General features: G+C 66.9%; 16 protein-coding genes. 6 read left to right on the top strand and 10 right to left on the bottom strand.

From position 1 onward, the window contains the following. Positions 1-6 precede the first annotated feature (6 nt). Entirely contained in the window at positions 7-2,538 is a 2,532-nt protein-coding gene (locus ACP7BL_RS11205) for a helicase-related protein (RefSeq protein ID WP_426258348.1), read from the bottom strand. Between the two features lie 269 nt (positions 2,539-2,807). Between ACP7BL_RS11205 and ACP7BL_RS11200 the strand changes: the two genes are divergently transcribed. Next, on the top strand, positions 2,808-4,274 hold the full coding sequence (locus tag ACP7BL_RS11200) for a peptidoglycan DD-metalloendopeptidase family protein (protein ID WP_426258347.1): 1,467 nt from the start codon (positions 2,808-2,810) through the stop codon (positions 4,272-4,274). Positions 4,275-4,282: 8 nt separating this feature from the next. On the opposite strand, the gene ACP7BL_RS11195 is transcribed toward ACP7BL_RS11200, so the two are convergent. Continuing rightward, positions 4,283-5,932: an ATP-binding protein gene (locus tag ACP7BL_RS11195; RefSeq protein ID WP_033965689.1), complete on the bottom strand. Its 1,650-nt coding sequence runs from the start codon at positions 5,930-5,932 to the stop codon at positions 4,283-4,285. 169 nt (positions 5,933-6,101) lie between these two features. On the opposite strand from ACP7BL_RS11195, the gene ACP7BL_RS11190 reads away from it, so the two are divergent. Continuing rightward, positions 6,102-7,361, top strand: a complete 1,260-nt coding sequence (locus tag ACP7BL_RS11190; RefSeq protein WP_426258346.1) for an HD-GYP domain-containing protein — start codon at positions 6,102-6,104, stop codon at positions 7,359-7,361. A gap of 43 nt (positions 7,362-7,404) precedes the next feature. Here ACP7BL_RS11190 and ACP7BL_RS11185 read toward each other — a convergent pair whose 3' ends face one another. From ACP7BL_RS11185 to ACP7BL_RS11170, 4 genes are read right to left on the bottom strand one after another with little or no spacing between them, the layout of a single operon-like run. After that, positions 7,405-8,127, bottom strand: coding sequence for a TIGR02186 family protein (locus ACP7BL_RS11185; RefSeq protein ID WP_405053004.1), 723 nt, complete (start codon positions 8,125-8,127; stop codon positions 7,405-7,407). 38 nt (positions 8,128-8,165) lie between these two features. After that, positions 8,166-9,080: a sulfite exporter TauE/SafE family protein gene (locus ACP7BL_RS11180; protein ID WP_341204155.1), complete on the bottom strand. Its 915-nt coding sequence runs from the start codon at positions 9,078-9,080 to the stop codon at positions 8,166-8,168. A 48-nt stretch (positions 9,081-9,128) separates the two neighbouring features. Further along, positions 9,129-10,124, bottom strand: coding sequence for a hypothetical protein (locus tag ACP7BL_RS11175; RefSeq protein WP_426258345.1), 996 nt, complete (start codon positions 10,122-10,124; stop codon positions 9,129-9,131). Positions 10,125-10,144: 20 nt separating this feature from the next. Then, a complete protein-coding gene (locus tag ACP7BL_RS11170) occupies positions 10,145-11,533 on the bottom strand; it encodes a glycosyl transferase family protein (RefSeq protein WP_426258344.1) in 1,389 nt (462 codons plus the stop codon). Positions 11,534-11,691: 158 nt separating this feature from the next. Between ACP7BL_RS11170 and ACP7BL_RS11165 the strand changes: the two genes are divergently transcribed. Both ACP7BL_RS11165 and pbpC read left to right on the top strand, forming a co-directional pair. Then, a complete protein-coding gene (locus ACP7BL_RS11165; protein ID WP_426258343.1) occupies positions 11,692-17,514 on the top strand; it encodes an alpha-2-macroglobulin family protein in 5,823 nt (1,940 codons plus the stop codon). A 52-nt stretch (positions 17,515-17,566) separates the two neighbouring features. Then, complete coding sequence (pbpC, locus tag ACP7BL_RS11160; RefSeq protein WP_426258342.1) at positions 17,567-19,765, top strand: penicillin-binding protein 1C; 2,199 nt, start codon at positions 17,567-17,569, stop codon at positions 19,763-19,765. Positions 19,766-19,806: 41 nt separating this feature from the next. Here pbpC and ACP7BL_RS11155 read toward each other — a convergent pair whose 3' ends face one another. Together ACP7BL_RS11155 and ACP7BL_RS11150 are read right to left on the bottom strand one after the other, a co-directional pair. Further along, positions 19,807-20,256, bottom strand: a complete 450-nt coding sequence (locus ACP7BL_RS11155; RefSeq protein ID WP_426258341.1) for an RcnB family protein — start codon at positions 20,254-20,256, stop codon at positions 19,807-19,809. A gap of 134 nt (positions 20,257-20,390) precedes the next feature. Then, on the bottom strand, positions 20,391-20,885 hold the full coding sequence (locus ACP7BL_RS11150) for an outer membrane protein assembly factor BamE (protein ID WP_426258340.1): 495 nt from the start codon (positions 20,883-20,885) through the stop codon (positions 20,391-20,393). Between the two features lie 93 nt (positions 20,886-20,978). On the opposite strand from ACP7BL_RS11150, the gene ACP7BL_RS11145 reads away from it, so the two are divergent. Both ACP7BL_RS11145 and ACP7BL_RS11140 read left to right on the top strand, forming a co-directional pair. Then, a complete protein-coding gene (locus ACP7BL_RS11145; protein ID WP_426258339.1) occupies positions 20,979-21,503 on the top strand; it encodes a ubiquinol-cytochrome C chaperone family protein in 525 nt (174 codons plus the stop codon). Beyond that, positions 21,500-22,027 carry a YceD family protein gene (locus ACP7BL_RS11140; protein WP_426258338.1) on the top strand — a complete coding sequence of 176 codons (528 nt, stop codon included), beginning with the start codon at positions 21,500-21,502 and terminating at the stop codon, positions 22,025-22,027. Before ACP7BL_RS11145 ends, ACP7BL_RS11140 begins: the two co-directional genes overlap by 4 nt. Here the strand turns inward: ACP7BL_RS11140 and ACP7BL_RS11135 are convergent. Beyond that, a complete protein-coding gene (locus ACP7BL_RS11135; RefSeq protein ID WP_126848580.1) occupies positions 22,024-22,569 on the bottom strand; it encodes a SixA phosphatase family protein in 546 nt (181 codons plus the stop codon). The two genes, ACP7BL_RS11140 and ACP7BL_RS11135, sit on opposite strands and share 4 nt — an antisense overlap. Positions 22,570-22,580: 11 nt before the next feature. Next, on the bottom strand, positions 22,581-25,310 hold the full coding sequence (locus tag ACP7BL_RS11130; protein WP_426258369.1) for an ATP-dependent DNA helicase: 2,730 nt from the start codon (positions 25,308-25,310) through the stop codon (positions 22,581-22,583). Positions 25,311-25,364 lie beyond the last annotated feature (54 nt).

Below are 25,364 nucleotides of genomic sequence, written 5' to 3'. Positions count from 1 at the left end.
AAGCGGTTACACCGCCAGATCCGCCAAAGCGGCAAACGCCCCGGCCATGGCGGTGTCGCGCGGCGGCGGCGTGGCGCGCACCGTCGGCAGACCGCGCCAGGTCCACAAGGCCGCCGTATCGGACCCCGGGGCCGGGCGGAACCCGAACCCGGCCATCAGCCGCTCCAGCGTCGGGCGTGTCAGCCCCATCGACAAAGCGAGCCCGGAATCGAGCGCGAACGGCTTGCGACCCGACGCCCCGCGCGCGTCATGCGCGGCGCGCGCGATCCGCTCGACCAGATCGATCCGCACCGCCTGTGCTGCGACCGGGCGATAGCCGTGATCGAGCGTTGCGCCAGGGGCCCCGCGCTCCAGCACGCTCGCGCCGTCGCGCGGCCCCGCTTCCACTGCGGCACCGGCGCGCGCCGCACGCAACACGCGCCGCCAGCGTGCCGGTGCAGGCTTCAGCACACGCGCATCGAACACGTCGAGCGCGCCGATCGTCACCCCGGCCCCGCGAAACGCCTTGCGCGCCACGCCGTCCAGACCATCGAGCGACACCGCGATATCGGCGCGCGCCACCATCCCGCCACCCGCGACCAGCGCCGCTGCAACCGCGCGAGAGGCGGGGCTGGCGGCAGGATCGCGCTGCACCGAATCGAGCAGCGCCAGCCCCGGCAGCGCGCGCCGGAGCTGCCCCGACAACCAATCGCCGAGCCGCGTCGCAATGCGCCCGCGCAGCTCGACCGTCAGACATTCGAGCGCTCGGTCAAGGACCACGCGCGGGCGCATCAGCGATGCACCGGGGCCGAGCGTCGCCACCGGCAAAGCGCGCCACAGCAGCGTCGGCACCGCGCCTGCGTCCATCACCACCATCAGATCGGCATCGGTCGCATCGGCCAGCGCCAGCCCCCGCCGCGTGCGCTCGTCCCCGAGGCGGCGCTCGGCGGCGGCGAGCAGCAGGCGCTTGTCGGCGGCGCGCGCATCGGCGGCGACGGTGAAGCGAAAGCCGTCGAGCCGCCCGATCGCATGATCCTCGACCAGCACTTCGCCCTCAGGCCCGATCGTCACCGGCAGCGCGCGCGGATCGGTGCCGATCTGGCGCATCAGCAAAGTGGTGCGCTTGTCGACGAAGCGCTGCGTGAGACTGGCGTGCAGCGCATCGGACAGGCGTTCCTCGACCGCGCTCGCCCGTGCCGACCAATGCGCCGGGTCGGCCAGCCAATCGGCCCGGTTGGCGATGTAAGACCAGCTGCGTGCCGCCGCGATTCGCCCGGCCAGCGTCTCGACATCGCCCGCGACATGGTCGAGCCGCGCGATTTCGGCGGCGAACCATTCGTGCGGGACATGGCCCTTGCCTTCGCTGAGATAGCCCCACAACCGCGCGACGAAGCGGGTATGCGGATCGACCCCCAATTTGCGGAAATCGGGTACGCCGCACGCCGCCCATAACCGCGCGACCATCGCCGGATGCCGCGCGCGGGCGCGCACGCCCGGCTCCTCGGCCATGCGCTTGAGCACCGCGAGATCGACCGATTGCGGGGCCGCCCACAAGGCCGGATGCTGCGGGCGCTGTTCCAGGCTTTCGATCAGCGCATCGACGCTCGAATAATCGGGCTCGCCTTGCCGCCAATAGAGCTGTTCGAGCGGCGGGAAGCGATGTTCCTCGATCGCCAGCACCTCTTCCGGCGCGAACGCCCCCGGCCCTTCCTCGACCAGCGCGCCGAAGGTGCCGTCGCGCTGATGCCGCCCGGCGCGCCCGGCGATTTGCGCCATTTCCGAGATGCGCAGGCGGCGTTGGCGATGACCGTCGAATTTGTTGAGGCTGGCAAAGGCGACATGCGCCACATCCATGTTGAGCCCCATGCCGATCGCATCGGTGGCGACCAGATAATCGACTTCGCCCGCCTGGAACATCGCGACCTGCGCATTGCGCGTGCGCGGGCTAAGCGCGCCCATCACCACCGCCGCACCGCCGCGTAAGCGCCGCAGCATCTCGGCCACGGCATAGACTTCCTCGGCGCTGAACGCGACGATCGCCGAGCGTTTGGGCAAGCGGCTGATTTTCTTGGCCCCGGCATAGGTCAACGTCGAAAAGCGCGGGCGATTGATGATCTCGACCTTCGGGACCAGCGCCTTGAGCATCGGCCGCAGTGCTTCGGAGCCGAGCAGCATCGTCTCCTCCCGACCCCGTGCGCGTAAAATGCGGTCGGTGAAGACATGGCCGCGCTCTGGGTCCGCGCCCAGTTGCGCCTCGTCGAGCGCGACGAAGGCGAGATCCTTGTCGAGCGGCATCGATTCGGCGGTGCACAGGAACCAGCGCGCGTCCTTGGGCACGATCTTCTCTTCGCCGGTGATCAGCGCGACGCGATTCTCGCCCTTCAGCTTGACGACGCGGTCATAGACTTCGCGCGCCAGCAGCCGCAGCGGAAAGCCGATCATGCCGCTCGAATGGCCACACATCCGCTCGACCGCGAGATGGGTCTTGCCGGTGTTGGTCGGGCCCAACACTGCCGTAACGGGCACCGCCGCAGCGGCGCGGTCTTCGTTTCGTTGCATGACCCCTGCAACATCGCGTGCCACGGAGCCGCGCGCAACCGCTGGCCGCAAGAATTATGATAATCTAGGTTTATTCCCTTAACCATATCGAATTACGCACTTTTCCGTAAGTTCCATCCCTTCGCCGCATAGACCAAACGCTTCGCCGCGCCCTGCCCATTTCAACGGCTCGGTTAATTTGACTTTAGGCTTTGTCGGGCACAGTCCTACGCCTGATGCTGCGGGGCGGGTACTGGCGGCAGGTGGAATTTTCGGGGGCACCCTCAGCCTTGTTCTTGCGAAGCGATCATGGCCTGGAACAGGCGGGCGGCACGGCGACGATGGCATTCGGTCGCGCGATCGTCCCACGACCCGAACTGGGGCTGGTCGATCGACTGCGCGCCGCCGCACTCCAGATCGACTGGGTGCCCGATCTCGGATCGCGAATCGGTTCGCTCGACTGGTGGCGCGGCGCGGCGACCTGCGCCGCCCTGTGCGCTGGCGCGATTGCGATCGCTCCGCCGATCGGTCGCCCCTTGCTCGGCACCATGCCCAGCCCGCTCTCCGGCACCGACCGCGACGAAGCGCGCGCGCAAGCGATCGCGCCGATCGCCTGGGGTGGCGACAGTGGGCGACATATGGCGGCGAACGACCTCGTCGTCCCGCTGGCCGAAGCACCCGAACGCCCGATCGAGGATCGCACCGTCACCGTCGGACGCGGCGGCGGCTTTGGCGACATGCTGCAGCGCGCAGGCCTTTCCGAACGCGATGCGCAGGATGCCACCGCGCTGATTTCGTCCGCCGTGCCGCTCGGCGATCTGAAGCCCGGCACGCAAATTCCGATGACGCTGGGTCGGCGCCCCAACAAGACCGTCGCACGTCCGCTCGAAGCGCTGTCGGTACGTGCGCGCTTCGATCTCGAACTGACGTTGAAGCGTGTCGGCAGCGGCCTGACGCTCACCCGCCAGGCGATTGCGATCGACAATACGCCGCTGCGCATTCAGGGGCCGGTCGGGGGCAGCCTGTACCGTTCGGCGCGCGCCGCCGGTGTGCCGGTGAAGCTGGTCGAAACCTATATCAAGGCAATCGCCACCAAATTCGCGATCGGCCGGGTTTCCTCGGGCGACACCTATGATCTGGTGATCGAACGCCAGCGCGCCGCGACCGGCGAGCAGCAGCTCGGCAATCTGCTGTTCGCCGGGCTCGATCACGGCGACAAGAAGACGCAGTTGGTCAAATGGACCGACGGCACCTGGTATGAAGCCTCGGGCCAGGCCGAGCGGCAGGGCATGTTCACCATGCCGGTGTCGATGGCGCGGGTGACATCCAGCTTCGGAATGCGTTTCCACCCGCTGCTCGGCTTCACGCGGATGCACAAGGGCATCGATATCGGCACGCCGTGGGGCACACCGATCCACGCCCCCGCCGACGGCACCATCGTCTATGCCGGGCGCAGCGGCGGCTATGGCAATTTCATCAAGATGGCGCATGGCGGCAACATCGTCACCTGTTACGGCCATCTCAGCCGGTTCGCGACGCGGTCCGGGCAGCATGTCGCGCGCGGCCAGGTGATTGGCTATAGCGGCTCGAGCGGGCTGTCGACCGGCCCGCATCTCCATTGGGAAGTCATCCGCAACGGCGTCGCGGTCAACCCGCGCGGCTTCTCCTTCTCCAGCATTGCCACCCTGTCGGGCGAACAATTGCGCCAGTTCAAGGCGAAAGTGGCGAGCCTGTTGGCGGTACGCCCGGGGGCGTAACGCCCGCGTTACCGCCCCTGCGCGCGCCAGCGTTTGAGCGTGCGCGCAATAATCTCGCCCTCGCCGCCGGTTTCCCGCCACAGCCGCGAGAAAACGGGGTCGTCCGATGCGGGGCGCTTGTCTTCGGCCAGCGTATCGAAGGCGACGCGGATCGGGATCGCGACGCCCTCGCCGCAGACGATCGCCTCGCGGTTGCGCAAGGCGGGGATCGAATCGAGAAATCCGCGCGCACCCTCGGGCATCGCTGCACGGACAAAGGCCTGGTCGCGATCGTTGTTGAGCCGCATCGCGATGATCGTGCCGCATTGCGACAGCACACCCTCCGCCAGATCCGATGGCCGCTGGGTAATCAACCCCAGCGCAACGCCATATTTGCGGCCTTCCTTGGCGATGCGGCTGAGGATGCGTCCGACGCTCGAAAAATCGGCGTGCTGCCCGCTCGGAATGTAGCGATGCGCCTCTTCGCAGACGAGCAGGATCGGTCGCTGCGCCTCGCCGCGCGACCAGATCGCAAAGTCGAACACCATCCGCGCCAGCACCGCCACCACCACCGAGGTGATCTCACTTGGCACGCCCGACACATCGATGATCGAAATCGGCTTGCCGTCGCCGGGCAAGCGGAAGATCCGCTCGAGGAACGCGCCCATCGTATCGGCGACCAACATGCCCGAAAACATGAAGCCATAACGCGGATCGGCCTTGATCTCGTCGATCTTGGTCTTCAACCGCAAATAGGGCGCGGTGTCGCCCGCCCGATCGAGCTTGCCCATTTCGAGCTGAATCAGGTTGGACAGGTCGCTCAGCAGATAGGGAACCGGGGCATCGACCGTCAGCTTGCTGATTTCCTGCCCCAGCCGCCCCTTCGCGCGCGCGCCGAGCAGGCATTTGGCGAGGATGTCGGCATCGATTTGCCGTTCCGCCCCCGATGCGGTGACGAACACCTCGCAATGTTCCTCGAAATTCATCAGCCAATAGGGCATTTGCAGGTTGGACACGTCGTAGATCGCGCCATTGCCTTTGAAGGCCGCGGCATATTCGCCGTGCGGATCGACCATCACGATATGCCCCTGCGGAGCCAGCTCGCAAATGCGGTGGAGGATCAGCGCGGCCGCCGTCGACTTGCCCGTGCCGGTCGAGCCCAGCAGCGCGAAATGTTTGCCGAGCAGAGCATCGACATACAGCGCCGCGCGGATGTCGGGTGTCGGATACACGGTGCCGATCTCGATATTCGCGCGCTCGTCGGCGGCATAGATCTGCGTCAGATCGGCGGTGGAAACCGGATAGACCGGATACCCCGGCGTCGGATAGCGCGTGACGCCGCGGCGGAAATTATACAGCTTCCCTGTCAGCTTTTCCTCATCGCCCTCGCCCAGGAAATCGACCTGCGCGGCAATACGATCCTCATGCCCGTCGACCAGTTTCAACGAGCGGACATTGGCGATCAGCCACGCGCCGCCGACGCGCACCTTGATTTGGCTGCCGACCGAACCGGCGGCGGCGATAACGGCGTCGCTATGCCCCATCGTCCCTTCGAGCGCGACGGGATCCAGCATCACCATGCTGCTCGATCCGGCAATATCGAACACCATGCCAATGCACGGCACCGCTGCGAACGGCACGGTTTGGACAAAGGCGTTTCCGCCCGGCATCTCGGTCATTCGCGGCAGCCCCTGCTTGCGTCGGGGAATTCATGCAAGGCAACCGGTAAAGATTGGATGAGGACAGGCGCAGCGCCCGACGGGCCATCGGCATTTGTGCTCGCGTGGCGTCTGCGGGGGAACGCAATTTTAACCGATTCGCCCGCACCAATTATGCCGACGGAGAGTAATGCTCAGACGAATAACGCCCGATCAGATTAAAATCGGCATGTTCATTCATGCCTTCGATGAGTCGTGGCTGGAAAATCCCTTCTGGCTCACGCGCTTCCTCGTCAAAAATGCCAGCGATGTCGAACGTATCCGCAAAAGCGCCGTTCCATCGGTCGTGATCGACGAGCGACGCGGCCTGCCCTTGAAAGCCGCGAGTTCCGGGCGGGCCACCGCGACCGTTCCGACGCGTCCCGACCGGGGATCGCCGCCAAGGTCGCCATTGGCACAACAGCAGGCCAACAGTTTCGCCGAAGAGACGGAGCGCGCGACCGAAATGGTCCGGGCCGCGACCGACGAAATAAAATCTCTCTTCGACGCCGTCCACGGCGGAGATATTGTAAATATTTCTGCATTTTCAGCGACGGTTGTCGACATAATATCGTCGATTGAACGCAACCGTCGCGCGCTGATCGCCATTACGCGCCTCAAGTCACGCGATGTATATACCTACGTACACTCTCTCTCGGTTAGCGCACTCCTGGCCAGTTTCGGGCGCAGTCTGGGCATGACCGAGCAAGAGGTTTTCGAGCTCGGGCTCGCCGGTCTTCTCCACGACATCGGGAAAATCTTCATCCCCGATGCCGTTCTTCGGAAACCCGAATCCCTGACCGACGAAGAGTTTGCCGTGGTGCGCACTCACCCAGAGCGAGGCTATCACCTGCTCCGCCAGGACCCGACGACGCCCGCAGTGGTATTGGACGTCTGCCGCCATCATCACGAGCGGGTCGATGGCACGGGCTATCCGTTCCGGTTGAAGGGGGAGGCGATCAGCCGCGTGGCGCGGATGGCGGCCATCTGCGACGTTTACGACGCCCTGACCTCCAACCGAGTCTATAAAAGCGCTTGGACGTCGCAGCAGGCCATCACCAAAATGCACCGTTGGGTCGGCCATTTCGATCCAGAGCTTCTGCTTTCCTTTATGAAAGTGATTGGGGTTTATCCGGCGGGATTGCTCATACGGATGCCGTCCGATCGTCTCGCGGTTACCCTGTTGAACGGTCGCCGCGCATCGCGCGCCAAGGTGCGGGTGTTTTATTGTGCCCGGACCCGAACGCCCGTGCCGCTCCAGGATGTCTTCATCGAGGACAACCTTTCCCACGATGAAATTCTGAAGGAACAAGACCCACTCGATTGGGGCATAGCGAACTGGGCAGTGGTTGCGGAGCAGCTGATGGACGGGAAAGCCCCGCGCCTGCCCTCCAAACCCTTGTTTTCGTAACGTCCTCAAGCGAAGCGGACGGGGGAGAGGTGGCAACCCGCCCTCAGAACCGTCGCGCGATTACCCCCGCGCCCCAGCCGAACAGCACCGACAACGCCACGGCAACCAGCCCGTACAGCACCGATTGCCGATCCGCCGAGCGCGCGACGAACCGTTCGAAGCCCGACTTGCGAATGTCGATTTCCCGCGTCGCCACCGCCAGCACGCGGCCATCGCGGATCAGGAAGGTTTCCGCCGTGAAACGCCCCACGGGCACCCGCGCCGGGATCGTGACGCGTGCACGATAAAGCACGCCCTGGGTGATCTCGACCGCGCCGGGAGCTTCGACATACAGGCCATTGCGCGCCTTCAGTTCGACCAGCCCGCGCGCAAAGCGATCCTGTTCCTGCGTCGGCGCGCTGGAGGCGGGCGACAGTTGCAGGCTCGACAACCCCAATTCGTAAATTGCGCGGGTGCGCGCATCGAGCATCTGCGCGATCGGCTTGGACGATGCGATCGCATAAAAACTCGGGGCGGAGCGATAGCGCAGGCGACTGGCGTTGACCCAGATCAGCCCGCCCAGTTTTTGCTTTTCGCGCACCAGGATCGATTGCACCGGTCCTTTCACCACCACCACGATGTCGGTCGGCTTGTCGTCATCGGGCAAGCGTCCGCCGGGATAGAGGATCGCCCCGAACAGCAGCAGATTGGCACCGGTAAAGCTGTATTGGATCTCGATGTCGCGTTGCGACACGTCGGGCACCAGCACCGGTTTGGCCTGCGCCATCAACAGCGGTGCAAGCAGGACCGCGATCCAGCCGCGTCTCACGACAATTCGACCGAGTAGAGTTCATCGGGACGCCACCCGAGCCCCAGGGCAATCCGCCCGGCGACGAGCAGCACGATCACCGCCAGCGCCAGGCGCAGATATTCAGGCTTCACTTTCGCGGCGAAGCGCGCGCCCACTTGCGCCCCGGCGACCGAGCCGAGCAACAGCAGCGCCGCCAAAACGATATCGACCGCCTTGGTCGTCGTCGCGTGCACCATCGTCGCCATCGCGGTGACGAACAGCGTCTGGAACAGCGACGTGCCGACCACCACCTGCGTCGTCATGCCGAGCAGATACAGCATCGCCGGCACCAGAATGAACCCGCCACCCACACCAAGCAGGATCGTCAGGATGCCGACGCCGAAGCCGAGCAGCAGCGGCGCAAGCGGCGAGATATAGAGCCCCGAGCGATAGAAGCGCGTCCGCAGCGGAAGCGATGCGACCAGCGGGTGATGCCGCCGCTTGCGCGCCTTGGGAGCCAGCCCGAGGCGTGTCGCGCGAATCGCGCCCAGCGCCTCCTTCGCCATCATGCTGCCGATCGAACCGAGCAGCACGACATAGACGATCGCGATTACGGTATCGATCTGTCCACTCGCCTGCAGCAAGCGGAACACCCAGCCGCCGAACACCGACCCGACCAGCCCGCCCGCGACCAGCACCCCGCCCATCTTGAAGTCGACGCCCTTGCGCCGGACGTGCGCGAACACGCCCGAAACGCTGGCCCCGGTCACCTGACTCGCAGCGGAGGCGGCGGCGACGGTTGGCGGAATGCCGTAGACGATCAGCAACGGCGTGGTGAGGAAGCCGCCGCCGACGCCGAACATGCCCGACAACAGGCCGACACCGCCACCCAGCAACACGATGACGAGCGCGTTGACCGAAAGATTGGCGATGGGCAGGTAGATGTCCATTGCCCGACAGCGTTAGCCGCTCGCGCTTCCCGCGCAAAGCACGCCGTTTCAGAAATCGCTGCCGAGCGTCACCGCCAGCCCCGATCCCGGGCGCGCGGCCCCGGCGACGCGTTGCCGCCAGTCGAGCCCGAACCGCACCGAACGCGCCCCGATCGGGATAGCGACCGCAAGCGAAGGCCCAAGATCGAACCGTGCCGCGCCGCGCTGCGCCGCACCCCACAGCCCTGCGCCGAAATCGACCCGGACGCGGCCGATCTCGGTCACCGGATGCGCGACGCGCAGCGCGCCATCGACATAAGCCTCGGTCGCGGTGCGGCGAATAACGCCGGCCTGGCCATAGCCTTCGAGCCGAAATCCGAGCGGCAATGGCGTTGGATCAAGGCCGCCGACAACCCCCAGCGCCGGTCCGCCGCGCCCGCCCGCAATCGCGAAACGCTGTTCGGCGACCAGCCGCAGCGGCAAGCGAGTCGGTTGCCATTCGACGCCGAGCGCGGCCTCGCGCAGGCCTGGCCCAAGCGGAGAGGACACGCGCCCGACCAGCGCGACGCGATGTTTGCGATCGATGGCATAAGCGACCCGCACCCCCGCCTGCGATCCGCCAAGCTGCCCGCCAAGCCCGCCCGGTGCGAGCCCGGAACCACCGCGCGCCAGCAGCCACGCGCTTGCCGACCAGCGCGAGAGCGGACGTGGCACCAGGGGTTGGCTCTGGCGATGGGGCAGCCCCGGCAATAATGGGGACTCCTGCGACACCGGTTGCGCATCGCCATAGCGGACGAGACCCAGCAGCGCGAGCGCGATCCGGGTCGGATCGGGCTTGCGCAGGGTCAGCCTCCCACGCGGTTTGGCCGCAGCGGCACGGTACCAGCGCCGCACGTCTCCCTTCGCCGTGTGTTCGGACGCGACGACAGGCGATTCCGGCGGGATCACCGCGACCGGCACCGGCACGACGGCGCGAAGCACATCCGCCGCAGAATCGATCTGCGGCCACAGCAAAGCGACCCGGACCCCGATCCACGCAACCAGAAACACGGCGAGGAACCGCAAAGGGCGTCCCCGCCCGGCCGTCACTGATCGACCTGCGCCACATCCGGGAAGGTGTGCTGGGTCTTGTCCCACCGCAGCGCCGTGCCGCGGAGCGACGCGACATAGGCGACCATCGCACGCCGCGCGGCGAGCAACGCGATGAGATTGCCGACAAAGGCGCGCGGCAGCGACCATGCCGCCTCGCGCCAGCCATAGGCCGCACCGGTAAAGGCTGCCCGCGAGCCGAGCCGCCACAACAGCAAGACCGCATTGACCTGCAACAGCCCCACCATCGGATCGGACAGCGGCAGCCCCCCGCCGTCCAATAGCGCATGGCCCAATCGAGACGCACCCCAGGCCACCAACGCGACATAGGCGATCGCCAGCACCAGCACCGAAATCGGCGCGCGGCGGTCGCGCATGCGCATCCAATGTTCGTGCAGATCGAGCGGGCGCGCCCACCCCATCCGGTCCCACCCCGCCAGCGCGATACCCGTCATCCAGCGCGATTTCTGCCGAACGGCGGTTTGCAGCGTCCCCGGGAAATAGGCGCGCACCGCGACCAAGGGCCCGCCCGGTCTTTCGCGGACCCGCGCGAACGCGCCACGCCCGCCCAACCCCGCAATGTGCAGGCCGAGTTCATAGTCCTCGGTCAGGCTGTCCGCGTCGAACGGCATGCCGCCGCGCGCGGCCGCGATCCGCTCCAGCATTCCGCGCTCGATCGCGCACGCCACCCCGGCCAGCGGCAACCCCGCGCCAAGCGCCTGGCGTACCACGAGATTCTTGCCGTGCGCCTCCGCAAATTCGTCAGCATAATGCCCCGATACGAGCCGCGCTTTGCCGTCCACCAACGGCAAGACCGGCAATTGCACGGCGGCGTAGCGCCCGATCAGGGCGTCGATCACGCGCAGTTCGCCCGGATGCACCATGTCCTCGGCATCGTGCAGCTCGACCGCCGCCACGCGAATCTGCTCGTTTTGCTCATCGCGCAGCAGCGCCGCCCAAAGTGCGTTCAGGCAATCGGCCTTGGTCGTCGGGCCATCGTTGGGACCGATCACCAATCGGATCCGCTCATCGTCCGCCGCGACCTCGGCCACGGCGTCGATGGTCGGAAGATCATTGGGATAGGTGCCGACATAGATGCGGTAGTCGGGATGGTCGAAGCGTGCGAGGCAAGTCCGCAACATTGCGCCGATCACGCCTGCTTCGTCCCAGGCGGCGACGAACACCGCGATCCGACGGGGCGCGCGCCGGGTGTAGCCCTCCAGCGTGGCGGGCAACCCGTCCGGTCGCCGCCACAGCCGCGTCCCGATCCAGGCAATATCAACCGCGACATCATCGAGGCCACCGACGAGAAAGCCAAGCGCGGCGAACAGCATCGTTTCGCGCGCGACCGCGTCCAGCGCGGCGATGATCCACTCTCCCCCCAAGAGCGTTCCTCCCCTCGACCGGCCCCCCGAGTCGATCTACACGGAGTGTCTAGCAGCGATGGCCGCGTAGCAAGCTGTCATCACACCGTCACCATTCGTCGCTGTACTAGCACGGTTCGTCGCTTTATATCGTGCGGTAAAGCCTTTGGGAGGATTCGATGAAGCTCGCGTTCCGAGTCGCACTGCTCGCTTTGGCGCTTGCTCCATTTGCAGCTTCTGGCGACTCCAGCCCGCAAGTCATCCTGGCCACCCCCGGCATTGGCGACGGCGCGATCGAACGTTTCACCGCACGCTTCAGCCAGCCGATCGTACCGCTCGGCGATCCGCGCGCGGCCTCGCCCTTCGACGTCACCTGCGCGGTCAGCGGGCAGGGGCGGTGGGTCGATCCGCAGACCTTCGTCTATGATTTCGCAAACGGCCTGCCCGGCGGCACCGTCTGCAAGTTCAAGCTGCGCTCGGGCCTGAAAAGCGTGTCGGGCTATGCCGTGACCGGGCAACAGGAATTTTCGGTCGACGCCGGCGGCCCGGTCGCGCGCGCGGTGCTGCCCAGCCAATATGACAGCGAGATTGAGGAGGATCAGGTCTTCCTGGTCGCCGCCAACCTGCCCGCCACCCCGGCCTCTGTCGCTGCCAACGCCTATTGCGCGGTCAAGGGCATTGGCGAGAAGATTCCGGTCGAAGTGCTCGCACCCGATTTGCCCGGCAAGTTGCTGGGCGAAATGGGCACCGACAATTGGAACGTGCGGAACTTCCTGGAAAGCGCCGGGCTCCCCGCCGCGATCCCCGCCGCTGCCGATCGCGCCAAGGCTTATGCCGGGGTGACCGCACTGAAGTGCCGCCGTCCCCTGCCGCCGGGCACCGACATGGCGTTGGTATGGGGTGCCAACATCGCAGGGGCCAGCAGCAAGACCGCAGGGGCCGACCAACGCTTCGATTACACCGTGCGCAAGCCCTTTACCGCGCGCTTCGAATGCGGTCGCGTCAATGCGCAGGCCGGATGCAATCCGGTCGAGAAAGCGTGGGTGCGCTTCTCCGCGCCCGTCGCGACCGATCTCGCCAAGCAAATCCGCATCCAGACCGCCGACGGCAAGCTGCTGACCCCGACGCTGTTCGATGATTCCTCCGAAGATTCCGGGCATGGCGATGCCAAGAGCAAGGCGACCGTCTCGTCGGTCGGCTTCAAGAGCCCGCTGCCCGAATCGCAAACCGCCAAGCTGCTGCTGCCAACCGGCGTGAAGGACGAGAGCGGTCGCGCGCTTTCCAATGCCGAGCGCTTCCCGCTCGACGTGCGCTTCGACGCCGCGCCGCCGCTGGTGAAGTTCGCCGCGTCCTTCGGCATCTTGGAATCCAAGCAAGGCGGCGTGCTGCCAGTGACGGTGCGCAATGTCGAACCAGCCCTTCAGGGCACCAACCTCAGCATCGCCGGGCAAGCGCTGCGCATCGACGGCTCGGATGGCAAGATCGCCGAATGGCTGCGCACCGTCGGCCATGCCGACGATACCGCCAGCCATGAGGAAACGCGCGGCAAGGACAAGGTCCGCATCAACGACACCGGCGCGACCTCGATCCTCGGCAAGCAGGGCGCGTCGCTGAAGATCGGCCTGCCCGGCAAGGGCAAGGATTTCGAAGTCGTCGGCATGCCGCTCGGTGGCGGCAAGCCCGGTTTCTATGTCGTCGAACTGGCCAGCCCCGTGCTGGGCCAGGCACTGCTCGGGCGCAAGGTGCCGCGCTATGTCGCCGCAGCCGCGCTCGTCACCAATATGAGCGTCCACTTCAAATGGGGCCGCGCCAGGAGCCTCGCCTGGGTGACCGCACTCGACACCGGCAAGCCCGTCGCCGGGGCCGAAGTGCGCGTGAGCGACAGCTGCACCGGCGAAGTGCTGGCGCGCGGCGTGACCGACAAGAGCGGCGGCGTCTATGCCCCGCCGGGCCTGCCCGAGCCCGAAACCTGGGGCAGTTGCGAAGGTACCAGCAGCCATCCGCTGATGGTCTCGGCGCGCGCCGCCGACGACTTCAGCTTCACGCTGACGGCATGGGGCGAAGGCATCCGCCCGTATGACTTCGATTTGCCCTATGGCTATCAGGCGCGCGGCGAAATGCTGCACACGGTGTTCGACCGCATGCTCGTCCGTCAGGGCGAAACGATCCACATGAAGCACATCCTGCGCACGTCGATTGCCGATGGCTTCGGCATGGCCCCGGCAGTGTCCGGCACGCTCCGCTTGCAGCATCGCGGGTCCGACACGCAGTTCGACTTACCGCTGACGATCGACGCCAATGGCATTGGCGAGAATGAGTGGACCGCCCCCGCCGGCGCGCCGATGGGCGATTATGATCTCTCGGTGATCGTCGATGGCCGCCGCATCGAAACCACGCAATCCTTCAAGGTCGACGAATATAAATTGCCGACGATGCGCGCGAGTGTCACCGGCCCCAAGGACGCCGCGATCCGCCCCGCCAATCTGCTGCTCGATCTGTTCGTCGGCTATCTGTCGGGTGGCGGCGCGTCGAACCTGCCGGTCGACATGCGCATCGGCTATTTCGCGCATGACACCAAGCCCGACGGCTATGAAAGCTACAGTTTCGGCGGCAAGGCAATCGCCGAGGGCACCAAGCCGCTCAATGGCGATGGCGAGGAGGAACAGACCGCGCTCCCGCCAACGCAGACGCTGCCGACCACGCTCAGTGGCGACGGGACCGGCAAACAGACCGTCACCGTGCCGCAAACGCTCGACGGCGTCACCGACATGCTGGTCGAAATGGATTATCAGGACGCCAATGGCGAAATGCTGACCGCGTCCAAGCGCATCCCGATCTTTCCGAGTGCCGTGCAACTGGGCGTGAAGACCGATGGCTGGCTGATGAAGCAGGACGATTTGCGGCTGCGCTTCGTCGCGCTCGATACGAGTGGCAAGCCGATCGCCAATCAGGCGATTTCGGTTGCGCTCTACAGCCGCCAGATCCTCACCGCCAGGCGGCGGCTGATCGGCGGCTTCTATGCCTATGACAACCGCATGAAGACGACCAAGCTTGCGCAAAGCTGCACCGCGACGACCGATGCGCAGGGGCTGGCGACATGCAAGATTGCGCCGGGCATTTCGGGCGAAGTCTATGCCGTTGCGACGACCAAGGACGCGAACGGCAATGAAGCGCGCGCGACGCAAAGCGTGTGGCTGGCGGGCAATGACGATTGGTGGTTCGGCGGCGACAATGGCGACCGCATGGACGTCGTGCCCGAACAGCAGGCTTATAAAGCAGGCGACATCGCGCGCTTCCAGGTGCGCATGCCCTTCCGCAAGGCGACGGCGCTGGTCACGGTCGAGCGCGAAGGCGTGCTGTCGAGCTTCGTCACCGAACTCAGCGGCACCGATCCGGTGGTCGAAGTGAAGATGCCGGGCAGTTACGCGCCCGACGTGTTCGTCTCGGTCATGGTCGTGCGCGGTCGCACCGAAAGCGGATTCTGGACGTGGCTGCACGGCATCGCCCAGTCGGTCGGGCTGGCGAGCAGCCCACCCGAGGGACAGGAGCCGACTGCGCTCGTCGATCTCGCCAAGCCGAGCTATCGCCTCGGCATCGCCAAGGTGAAGGTCGGCTGGGAAGCGCATCAATTGCAAGTCGCGGTCAAGGCCGATCGCGCGCGCTACGCCGTGCGCGACGTGGCGCAAGTCGATGTCTCGGTGAAGACGCCCGACGGCAAGCCCGCACGCACCGCAGATGTCGCCTTCGCGGCGGTCGATGAGGCGCTGCTGCAACTCGCGCCCAATGACAGCTGGGACGTGCTGACCGCGCTGATGGGCGAGCGCCCCTTGTCGGTGCTGACCTCGACCGCGCAGACGCAGGTCGTCGGCAAACGCCACTATGGCAAGAAAGCGGTCGAGGCCGGTGGCGGCGGCGGCGGCGATTCCTCGGGGCTCAACCGCGAGAATTTCCAGCCGGTGATCCTGTGGAAGGGCAGCGTCACGCTCGACGAGAACGGCCATGCCCGCATTCCGGTGACGCTCAGCGACGCGCTATCCTCGTTCAAGCTGGTCGCGATCGCCACCGACGGCGCGCAACTCTACGGCACCGGCATGACGAGCGTGCGCACCGCGCAGGACTTGTCGATCTATGCCGGCATTCCCCCGGTCGTGCGCACCGGCGATTTCTATGCATCTAGCTTCACGCTGCGCAACGGATCGGACAAGCCGATGACGGTGACGGCAACGGTCGACCTGACCCCGGCCATCGCGCAGGGCAAACCGCTGACGGTGACGATCCCGGCGGGCGGCGCGGTGCCGGTTGCCTGGAATCTCACCGCCCCGGCCAACATCGATCGCTTGCGCTGGCATGTCAGCGCCAAGGCGTCGAACGGCAAGGCGGTCGATCAGATCACCACCGATCAGGCGGTGGTGCCGCTCTACCCGGTCGAAGTGTGGGCAGGTACGCTCGCCCGCGTCGGCGCGGACACCACTATCCCGATCCAGCCGCCTGCGGGCGCGATTGCGGGGCGCGGAACCGTCGATATCCGGCTCGACGATACGCTGGCGCCGCCGCTCGCCGGGGTGCGCGAATTCATGGCGCGCTATCCTTATGATTGCTTCGAACAGCGTCTGTCGCGTGCGGTCGCGCTGGGCGATGCCGGGCTGTGGCAATCGCTGGCGGGCGACCTTCCCGCCTATCAGGCGGATGACGGCCTGCTGCGCTATTGGCCATCTGGCAGCCTGACCGGCTCGGAAGCGCTGACCGCTTATGTGCTGGCGATGACCTCCGACGCGGGATTGCCGATCCCGGCGGGCCCGCGCGCGAAGATGATCGAGGGGCTGAAGGCCGTGCTCGACGGGCGCTTGCGGCATGAGGATTATGGCGATGTGCGCTGGCAGCGCGTCTATGCCTTCAACGCGCTCGCGCGCGCCGGGGCCGCGACCCCGGCGATGCTCGGCCAATTGAGCATGACGCCAAAGGAGATGCCGACCGCGTTGCTGGCCGATTATCTCGTGTCGCTCGATCATCTGCAGGGCCTGGCCAATGGCGCTGCGCTGAAGAGCGCCGCCGAGGCCGTCCTGCGCACGCGGCTCGTCTATGAAGGCACACGGCTCGATCTGTCGGACAGCAGCAATCAGCCATGGTGGCTGATGTCATCGGGCGACGAAGCGTCGATCAAGACCGTGATCGCCACGCTCGGCCGTCCAGGCTGGCAGGACGAAGCCGCCAAGATGATGGTCGGCGTGGCGCTGCGCCAGTCGCACGGGCGGTGGGACACCACCACCGCCAATGCCTGGGGCACGATCGCGGCGCGCAAGTTCGGCGCGCTCTATCCCGCCAGCGCGATCATCGGCACGACGACGCTAGGGTTGGGCACGCAAACGATCAGCAAGAGCTGGCCGCTCGCCGCCACCGCGCGCACCGCAAGCTTTGCGCTGCCGACGACCCAGACCCCGCTGAAACTCGCGCAATCGGGTGGGGCCGGGCCGTGGGCCACCGTCTCGGTGTCGGCAGCGGTGCCGCTGACCAAGCCGCTGTTCGCCGGCTATGAGATGCAACGCCGTGTCGAGGTGGTGCAAGCGCGCACCAAGGGCGTTCTCACGCGCGGCGACGTGGTCAAGGTGACGATCACGGTCAAGGCCAGCGCCGAGCGCAACTGGGTGGTGATCAACGATCCGATCCCGGCGGGCGCGACGATCATCGGCGATCTGGGCGGGCAGTCGCAAATCCTTGCCGGGCAAGCGCAGGCAGGACCCGGCACCAAGTTCGAGGCGCGCGATGCCGATGGCAAGCTGTGGGACATTCAGGTCGGCGTCGTCCCGGCCTATGTCGAGCGGCGCAACGACACCTGGCGGGCTTATTATGGCTGGGTGCCGCGCGGGGCGTTCAGCGCGTCGTACATGCTGCGGCTGAACGGAGCCGGACGCTTCAACCTGCCGCCGAGCCGGGTCGAGGCGATGTATTCGCCCGCGATCCGCGCGCAACTGCCGCTCGATACGATGACGGTGGTGCAGCGATAATCTTTGTTGAATTCACCCCGGCGAACGCCGGGGCCCAGTATCGAGCGGTTGAATGATCGAGCGTGGCGCTCTCTTGCAGAAACTGTCGCAACTGGGCCCCGGCGTTCGCCGGGGTGGTGAAAAGCTTTGGGCTGCGCTCCAGACTCGGGCGGGGGCGAGCGTCGCCGGGCTAACGCTCGCGCTCGTCGCCTTCATCGCGCTTGATTATGCGACCATGCCCCCGCCGCTCCCCGGTTACGCCCAGGTCCGCGCCGCATGGCATCCATCCGAAGCGTGGCTCTATGACCGAAACGGCGTGCTGATCGACAGCGCGCGGGTCGATTTCAAGGCGCGCCGCCTCGCCTGGACCCCGCTCGACCACATCGCCCCGGTGGCGCGCACGACGATCGTCGGTGTCGAGGACCGCCGCTTCTTCTCACACGGCGGCGTCGACTGGCTCGCGCTCGCCGGGGTCGCGCGCGACAAGGCTAAGGGCGAACGGGCGCGCGGGGCGAGTACGCTGTCGATGCAGGTCGCCGGTTTCCTCGCGCCCGACCTTGCCGCCCCCGGCCAGCGCCATTTCTGGGACAAGATCCGCCAGATGCGCGCCGCCTGGGCGCTCGAATCACGCTGGTCGAAGGATCAGATCCTCGAAGCCTATCTCAACCTGGCCGGGTTTCGCGGCGAAGCGCAGGGCATTGGCGCGGCCGCGCTCGGGCTGTTCGGCAAGACCCCCGACGCGCTCGCCCGCGATGACGCACTGCTACTGGCGGCGCTGCTGCCCGATCCGCAAGCCGATGCCGGAACCGTCGCGCGGCGTGCCTGCGCCGTCTCGCACGAACAGGACTGTGGGCGCTTTGCCGGGGAAGCCGCCTCGATGCTCGGCCCGGCGCGCAGTCTCGCGCTCGATCCGGGGCTCGCCCCACATCTTTCGGACCGGTTGCTAACCAAGCCCGGCCTCAAGGTCACCACCACGCTCGACCGCCGCATCCAGACGCTCGCCATCGTCGCGTTGAAACGGCAGTTGCAGGGCCTTGGCGGCGCGCGCGCGCGGGATGGCGCGGTGGTGGTGGTCGACAATGCCAGCGGCGACGTGCTGGCCTATGTCGGCGGCATTGGTGGGGCGTCGACCGCGCCCGCTGTCGACGGCGCGAACAGCTATCGCCAGGCGGGATCGACGCTGAAGCCGTTCCTTTATGCCCAGGCAATCGAGAAGGGCTATCTGACCCCGGCCTCGATCCTCGACGATTCGCCGGTGCAGCTCGATACGGCGTCTGGCCTGTACGTGCCCCAGAATTACGATCGCGGCTTTAAGGGGCCGGTGTCGGCGCGTTCGGCGCTGGCGGGGTCGCTCAACGTGCCTGCCGTGCGCACTTTGCTGCTCGTCGGGGTCGATCCGTTTCGCGACCGGCTGTGGGACACGGGCTATCGCGGGCTGGTCGAGGATGGGGAATATTACGGCTATTCGCTCGCTTTGGGATCGGCCGAAGTCACCTTGCTGGAGCAAGCCGATGCTTACCGCAGCCTCGCGCAAGGCGGGCGCTGGTCACCGCTGCGGCTGACGCTCGATGCACCGCACACCGCCCCGCGCGCGATTACCACCCCGCAAGCCGCATGGATCGTCGCCGACATGATGGCCGACGCCAATGCCCGCGCGGTCACTTTCGGGCTCGATTCGGCGCTGCATTTGCCCTTCTGGGCGGCGGTGAAGACAGGGACGAGCAAGGCGTTGCGCGACAATTGGTGCATCGGCTTCACCCAGAAATACACGGTCGCCGTTTGGGTCGGTAATCTCGAGGGCGATTCGATGCGTGCGGTGTCGGGCGTCAGCGGCGCGGCACCGGTGTGGCGCGACATCATGCTGTCGCTCAATGCCGAGGAACGCGGCGCGCCGCCGCCGCGCCCGGCGGGCGTCGAAGCGCGCGCAATCACCTTTGCGCGCGCGATCGAGCAGCCGCGCATAGAATATTTCCTGGCCGGCACCGGGCAAAGCCACATCGCCTTTGCGCCCGATGAATCGCGCCGCCCGCGCATCACCAATCCGGTCTCAGGCAGCGTCTATGCGATCGATCCGGACATTCCGCATGACCGGCAACGGCTTGCGGTGGATGTCTCGGGGGCAGTGACCGCGCACCGTTTGTGGCTCGACAAGACCGACATTGGAGCGGCCGATTCGCAGCCCGAGATCATTGCGGGTCCGGGCACGCACCGCCTGCGCCTGACCGATGTCGGCGGGCGCGTGGTCGACCAAGTGATGTTCACGATTCGCTGAAACACCGGCCGCGCCGAGAGGCGCGACCGGTGCGATATGGTTTAGCGATAGAAGCCGCGGATCACGTCGATGACATAGCCGCGCCGCGTATCGACCAGGATCACGTCGTCATAATGCCGGATCCACTGCTGGCCATAAGCCGGACGACGCAGATGATAGCGCCATGGATCGGCGATGATGTAGCGCGGGCCATAATAAGGCGCGCCGATGCGCAGGCCGGGGCGGAAGGCGGTATAGCGGAACGGAGCTTCCCAGCGGCCGCGCGCATACCAATTGGGGTTGCGATCACGCCAGCCCCGCCAGTCATCGCGGCCCCACGCCCGCTCCCGATCGCGTACGTCCTCCCGATACTCGTGGCGAGCGTCACGAAGATCACGCTGGTCGCGCCGGATGTCTTGCCGATCCCGGCGCAGCTCGTCGTTCGATTGGGCGCTGGCGGCAACGGGCACCAGGGTTGCGGCGAGCAACGCGGTGGCAATGAATTTGCGCATCATATCCTCCATATCTGGCCGACCGGATCAATAGGTCGAGCCATGCAAAGGATTTTGGCAAACGCGCCCTGAACGCTTTACGAACGCCGGTGACAGGGTTCTGTCAGGGTTGTCGCAAAAGCGTATCGCCGCCGTTACGGCGTATCGCGGCCACCGGTGTTGTTGTTGCCGCCCTGACCGCCGCCGATCGCGCCGACGGTGCCGATATTGCCGAACAGTTCGTCGAAGAAGCTGCGCTTCTTGCCCAAGGTCGGCGTGGTCTTGCCCGACGGGCTGATCGACGCGACCTGCTCGGCCCCCGAGCGCCGCACCGCCGACACGACACCGCGCGAATCGAAGCTGATGCGCAGCGTCACCTGATCGTGCACATGCGGATTGTTATAGGCAAAATTGCGCACGTCGCGCGAAATGTAATACCAGTCGCCCTGGTTGAATTCACTGGTGAAGGTCGGCTTGCCGAGCACCGCCAGCACAGACTGGCGGGTATCCGTGCCCGCCTGGACCGAATTCACCAGATCCGAATCGATGACATAGCCCTGATGCCCCTTCAGCGGAACGCAGGCGCTGGCCCCGAACACACTGGTGGCGAGGGCAGCGGCCGTCATCAGGCGGACGGACTTGGGGCTCATCGACACTCTCCACAGGCACGCAAAGGTCCGGGACGCATTGCATCGCGGACAGGGAGCCTCAATATGCCGGGAAACGCGGCCAAACAAGGGCGCATGGGGAACAAGGTTTTGGGCTGGCTTACCAGATTGCTGGGCGGGGAGCGCGATACGGTCGCGTTGCGGCTGTACAATGGCGTGATCGAACGCGCGCGCGCGCCGCATTGGTATGAGGCGGGCGGCGTGCCCGATACGCTCGACGGGCGTTTCGATATGGTGGCGGCGGTGCTGGCGCTGGTGCTGTTGCGACTGGAAGGAGACGCCGAATCGGCCTCCGTCAGCGCGCGCCTGACCGAGCGTTTCGTCACCGACATGGACGGACAATTGCGCGAAAGCGGCATTGGCGACATCGGGGTCGGCAAGCATATCGGCAAGATGATGAGCATGCTTGGCGGGCGGCTGGGCGCATATCGCGATGGGCTGGCGATGGGCGATCTCACTGCGGCGCTGCAGCGCAATCTCTATCGCGGCGTCGACCCCACCCCGCCCGCGCTGGCACATACGCAAGCCGCGCTGATCGCCTTTCGCGACGCGCTCGCCGCCACCCCTGCCCCCGCGGTGATCGCTGGAGACCTGCCATGACCACCCCAGAATTTTCGCGACTGGAGCGAATCGACACGATCGGCGAGGGGGCCCGCAGCGTCTCGATCACCGCCGATGCGACCGAACGGGCAGCACTGGCGGAACGGTTTGGCCTGCTCGCGGTCGATCGGCTGGAGGCCACCTTCCGCGTGCAGCGCGATGCGGCGGGCGTGGTGGCACGCGGCGAAGTGCGCGCGTCGGTGGTGCAGGCGTGCTCGGTGACCGAGGAGCCGTTGCCCGTCACCGTCAGCGAAGACGTCGCCTTGCGCTTCGTCACCGAGCAGGAAGCCGCCGCCGAGGAGGAAATCGAACTCGATCTCGATGCGCTCGACACCATGCCCTATGACGGCGCGGCGATCGATCTCGGCGAAGCGGCGGCGGAGACGATGGCACTGGCACTCGACCCGTTCCCGCGCGGCCCCAATGCAGCGGCGGCGCTGCGCGCGGCGGGGGTCATCAGCGAGGACGACGCCAAACCGGCGGGGGCACTTGCCGGTTTAAAGAGTCTGTTGGCGAAGGATTAATCCTCGGGTCCCAATGCCGGATCGAGATCGCGCGGACGCACGAAGCGGACCAGCCGCGCGGTGCCTGCGGCAAGGTCGGCCCAGTCCCCCTCAAACTGGAGTTCGGCGATCGTCGCGGTCGGATATTTGGCCTCAAGCGCAACGCGCGGGGGCTCCTCCGATTCGGGTACCAGTAGCATCGCCAGATCCTCCAGCCCGGGATTGTGCCCCACCAGCAAGACCCGCGCGGTGTCTTCGGAAAATTCGTGGACGATATCCAGCAGCGTGACCGCTGAAGCGAGGTAGATGCGTCGGTCCCACTCCGGCGCAAGCGTCCGGCCATAGCCCGTTTCGACCTGGGCCAGCGTCTCCACCACGCGGAGCGCGGGCGAGGCCACCACGTGATCGAACACCGCGCCGCCGCTGCGCAAATAGCCGCCGATCAGCGCGGCGGCGCGTTTGCCGCGCGCGTTGAGGGCGCGGTCATAATCGCGGAGCGCAGGATCGTCCCACCCCGATTTGGCGTGGCGGAGCAACGTCAGCGTCTTGGTGCCGGCGGTCATGCGAGTCTCCGTCAGGCGGTTTCGCGCGCCTCATGCCCCGTTTGCGCGGCAGAGGGAAGCGCCGCTGCACGCGCCACCGCTTCATCCAGCGTCACGCGCGTGATGCGGACGCCCGGCGGGAACGCCGTCAGCAACCGCGATGGCATCGCGGCAGACAGCAGAACGAACACGCCGTGATCGTCGGCGCGGCGAATCAAGCGCCCAAATGCCTGCGCCAGCCTTGCCCGCACGATGCGATCGTCATAGCCGCTACCGCCCCCTGCCAGACGCCGCGCGGCGTGCAGCACGGTCGGCTTGGGCCAGGGCACGCCCTCCATCACCACCATCCGCAGCGAGCGGCCCGGCACATCGACTCCGTCGCGCAGCGCGTCTGTGCCGAGCAAGGAGGCCGCCGGAGCATCACGAAAAATATCGACCAATGTGCCGGTGTCGATCGGGTCGACATGCTGGGCGTAGAGCGGCAACCCCTCGCGCGCGAGCCGATCGGCAATGCGAGCATGGACGCCGCGCAACCGCCGGATCGCGGTGAACAGGCCCAACATCCCGCCGCCGCTCGCCACGCCGAGCCGCGCATAGGCATTGGCGAGCGCGCCCATGTCGCCGCGCTTCACATCGGTGACGATCAGCACCTCGGCCTGCGCCGCATAATCGAACGGTGATGGTGCCTCGAACCGGCTCGCGCCGCGCAGCAGATGCGTCGCCCCGGTGCGCGCCTCCGCCACGTCCCAATCGCCGCCGCCGCGCAAGGTTGCCGAGGTTACCAGCACGCCATGCGCGGGTTTCAGCACGGTCTCGGCAAAGGGCCGCGTCGGATCGAGCCAATGGCGGTGCAGGCCGACATCATAATCGCGCCCCTCGACGCGATCGACCGCCATCCAGTCGACGAAATCCGGCGAGGCGGGGCCACCGATTCGCGCGAGCAGCGACAGCCACGCCGCCACCGTCTCGGCGCGCCAGCCAAGCGAGGCGATCGCGCCTTCGATGCGCGCGCGCGCCGGGCCATCCATCCAGTCGGGTGCTTCGTCGAGCACCGCCTCGAGTCGCCGCCCGAGCGCCACCAGCGGGCGTACCAACGCATCCAGCGCTTCCGCTGCCGGGCCTGCCGCCTCGATCAAGCCGGGATCGGGCTCGGCCAGTTCGGTCTCCAAGCCATAGCCAGCATCGCCGCCCGGATCGCGCCCCGATTCGGCGCGCGCATAGGTGAGGCCGCGCACCGCCGCGAGCAGCGCCTCGATCGGGCCGAACGGCGCGCCCTCGCCCAGGCGCTGCAGCCAGCCATCACTCGCCAGCGCCTGCGCCGCGTTCACCGCATCGGCGATGGCGCGCGCGCCGCCCTCGTCATAGCTGGCCACATCGGACAGCCGCGCCGCCAACCCGCGCCGCCGCCCGCGCCCGCCCGATTCGGGGCCGAGCACCCAACGCCTGAGCTCGATCGTCTCGGCACCGGTCAGCGCGGTCGAGAACATCGCGTCGGCGGCATCGAACAGATGATGCCCCTCGTCGAACACATAGCGTGTCGGGCGCGTGGTCGATTCGCGCCCGCGCGCGGCGTTGACCATCACCAGTGCATGGTTGGCGATGACCAGATCGGCATCGGCACTCGCGCGCGCCGCCTTTTCGATGAAGCATTTGCGGTAATGCGGGCACCCCGCATACACGCACTCGCCGCGCCGGTCGGTCAGCGCGGTCGCGCCGTTGCGACGAAACAGCGTCGGCAGCCAGCCGGGCAGATCGCCGCCGACCATATCGCCATCGGCGCTATACGCCGCCCAGCGCGCGACCAGATGCGCCAGGATCGCGGCGCGCCCGGCGAAACCGCCTTGCAGCGCGTCTTCGAGGTTCAACAGGCACAGGTAATTCTCCCGGCCCTTGCGCGTCACCACCTTCGCCCGGCGGGTTGCCGCATCGGGGAACAGCCGCGCGCTTTCATGCCCCAATTGGCGTTGCAGCGCCTTGGTGAAGGTCGATACCCACACCGCGCCATCGGCCTTCTCCGCCCAGAGCGAAGCCGGCGCGAGATAACCAAGTGTCTTGCCGATGCCGGTGCCGGCTTCGGCGAGCACCATATTGGGCATCCCCGCCGCCATGCGCGGGCCGAACGCCTCGCGCACCGCCTGCGCATAGGCACGCTGACCGGGACGCTGCTCGGCGGTGCTGCCGGTCAAGCGGGCGAGTCGGGCCTGCGTTTCGTCGGCTTCCAGCGTCACCGTGCGCGGCTGCGCGCGCGGCACGCCTTCGGACCATTCGCCGAGCTTGGAGAACAGCCAGCGCTCGGCTGTCTCGGGCTTTTTGAGGCGCTGGGTCAGCACCGGTGCCCAGGTCCAGCGGAGGCGAAACAGCGACTGCGCCGCAGTCCACGCGCCCTCGCGTTCGGGCCACTCGCCCTCGATGATGCCGAGCAACGCCGCCGCGGCTGCGCGCAGGAAGGTGGCGACTTCGGCATCGGCGGCGGGCGGCGTCAGCCCCGTAACGCGCGCGAGCCCGCGCGGCGTCGGCACCATGAAGCGCGCCGGGCACAGAAAAGCGAACAGTTCGAGAAGATCGAGCCCCGACAGATCGGCATAGCCCAGCCGCTGCCCGACCAAGGCGGCATTGAGCAGGATCACCGGCGTATCGGCGGCGATCCGGATCGCCTCCCCCCGCCCGATCGGCCGCGTGCCGTCTTCATCCGAAATCCAGATGCCGCTATGGCTGGCGTGCAGCGCCGGATAGGGCAGCGCAAGATCGGGAAGCGGCGACATCGCGCCGACAGTGCGCGAGCCGGAACGAAAGGGCAACCTTGAACCGCCCCTTAC

Source organism: Sphingomonas sp. DC1600-2 (assembly GCF_049897605.1).
In the GTDB taxonomy this organism is placed as follows: domain Bacteria; phylum Pseudomonadota; class Alphaproteobacteria; order Sphingomonadales; family Sphingomonadaceae; genus Sphingomonas.
This window is presented reverse-complemented; position numbering and strand designations above follow the sequence as displayed.

Excerpts from the sequence above, each read along its gene's own strand:
- ACP7BL_RS11130 (WP_426258369.1), bottom strand. The coding sequence starts at position 25,310 with ATGTCGCCGCTTCCCGATCTTGCGCTGCCCTATCCGGCGCTGCACGCC.
- ACP7BL_RS11180 (WP_341204155.1), bottom strand. The coding sequence starts at position 9,080 with ATGGACATCTACCTGCCCATCGCCAATCTTTCGGTCAACGCGCTCGTC.
- ACP7BL_RS11195 (WP_033965689.1), bottom strand. The coding sequence starts at position 5,932 with ATGACCGAGATGCCGGGCGGAAACGCCTTTGTCCAAACCGTGCCGTTC.
- ACP7BL_RS11190 (WP_426258346.1), top strand. The coding sequence starts at position 6,102 with ATGCTCAGACGAATAACGCCCGATCAGATTAAAATCGGCATGTTCATT.
- ACP7BL_RS11165 (WP_426258343.1), top strand. The coding sequence starts at position 11,692 with ATGAAGCTCGCGTTCCGAGTCGCACTGCTCGCTTTGGCGCTTGCTCCA.
- ACP7BL_RS11135 (WP_126848580.1), bottom strand. The coding sequence starts at position 22,569 with ATGACCGCCGGCACCAAGACGCTGACGTTGCTCCGCCACGCCAAATCG.
- ACP7BL_RS11150 (WP_426258340.1), bottom strand. The coding sequence starts at position 20,885 with ATGAGCCCCAAGTCCGTCCGCCTGATGACGGCCGCTGCCCTCGCCACC.
- pbpC (WP_426258342.1), top strand. The coding sequence starts at position 17,567 with ATGATCGAGCGTGGCGCTCTCTTGCAGAAACTGTCGCAACTGGGCCCC.
- ACP7BL_RS11185 (WP_405053004.1), bottom strand. The coding sequence starts at position 8,127 with ATGGCGCAGGCCAAACCGGTGCTGGTGCCCGACGTGTCGCAACGCGAC.
- ACP7BL_RS11140 (WP_426258338.1), top strand. The coding sequence starts at position 21,500 with ATGACCACCCCAGAATTTTCGCGACTGGAGCGAATCGACACGATCGGC.
- ACP7BL_RS11145 (WP_426258339.1), top strand. The coding sequence starts at position 20,979 with ATGGGGAACAAGGTTTTGGGCTGGCTTACCAGATTGCTGGGCGGGGAG.
- ACP7BL_RS11205 (WP_426258348.1), bottom strand. The coding sequence starts at position 2,538 with ATGCAACGAAACGAAGACCGCGCCGCTGCGGCGGTGCCCGTTACGGCA.
- ACP7BL_RS11155 (WP_426258341.1), bottom strand. The coding sequence starts at position 20,256 with ATGCGCAAATTCATTGCCACCGCGTTGCTCGCCGCAACCCTGGTGCCC.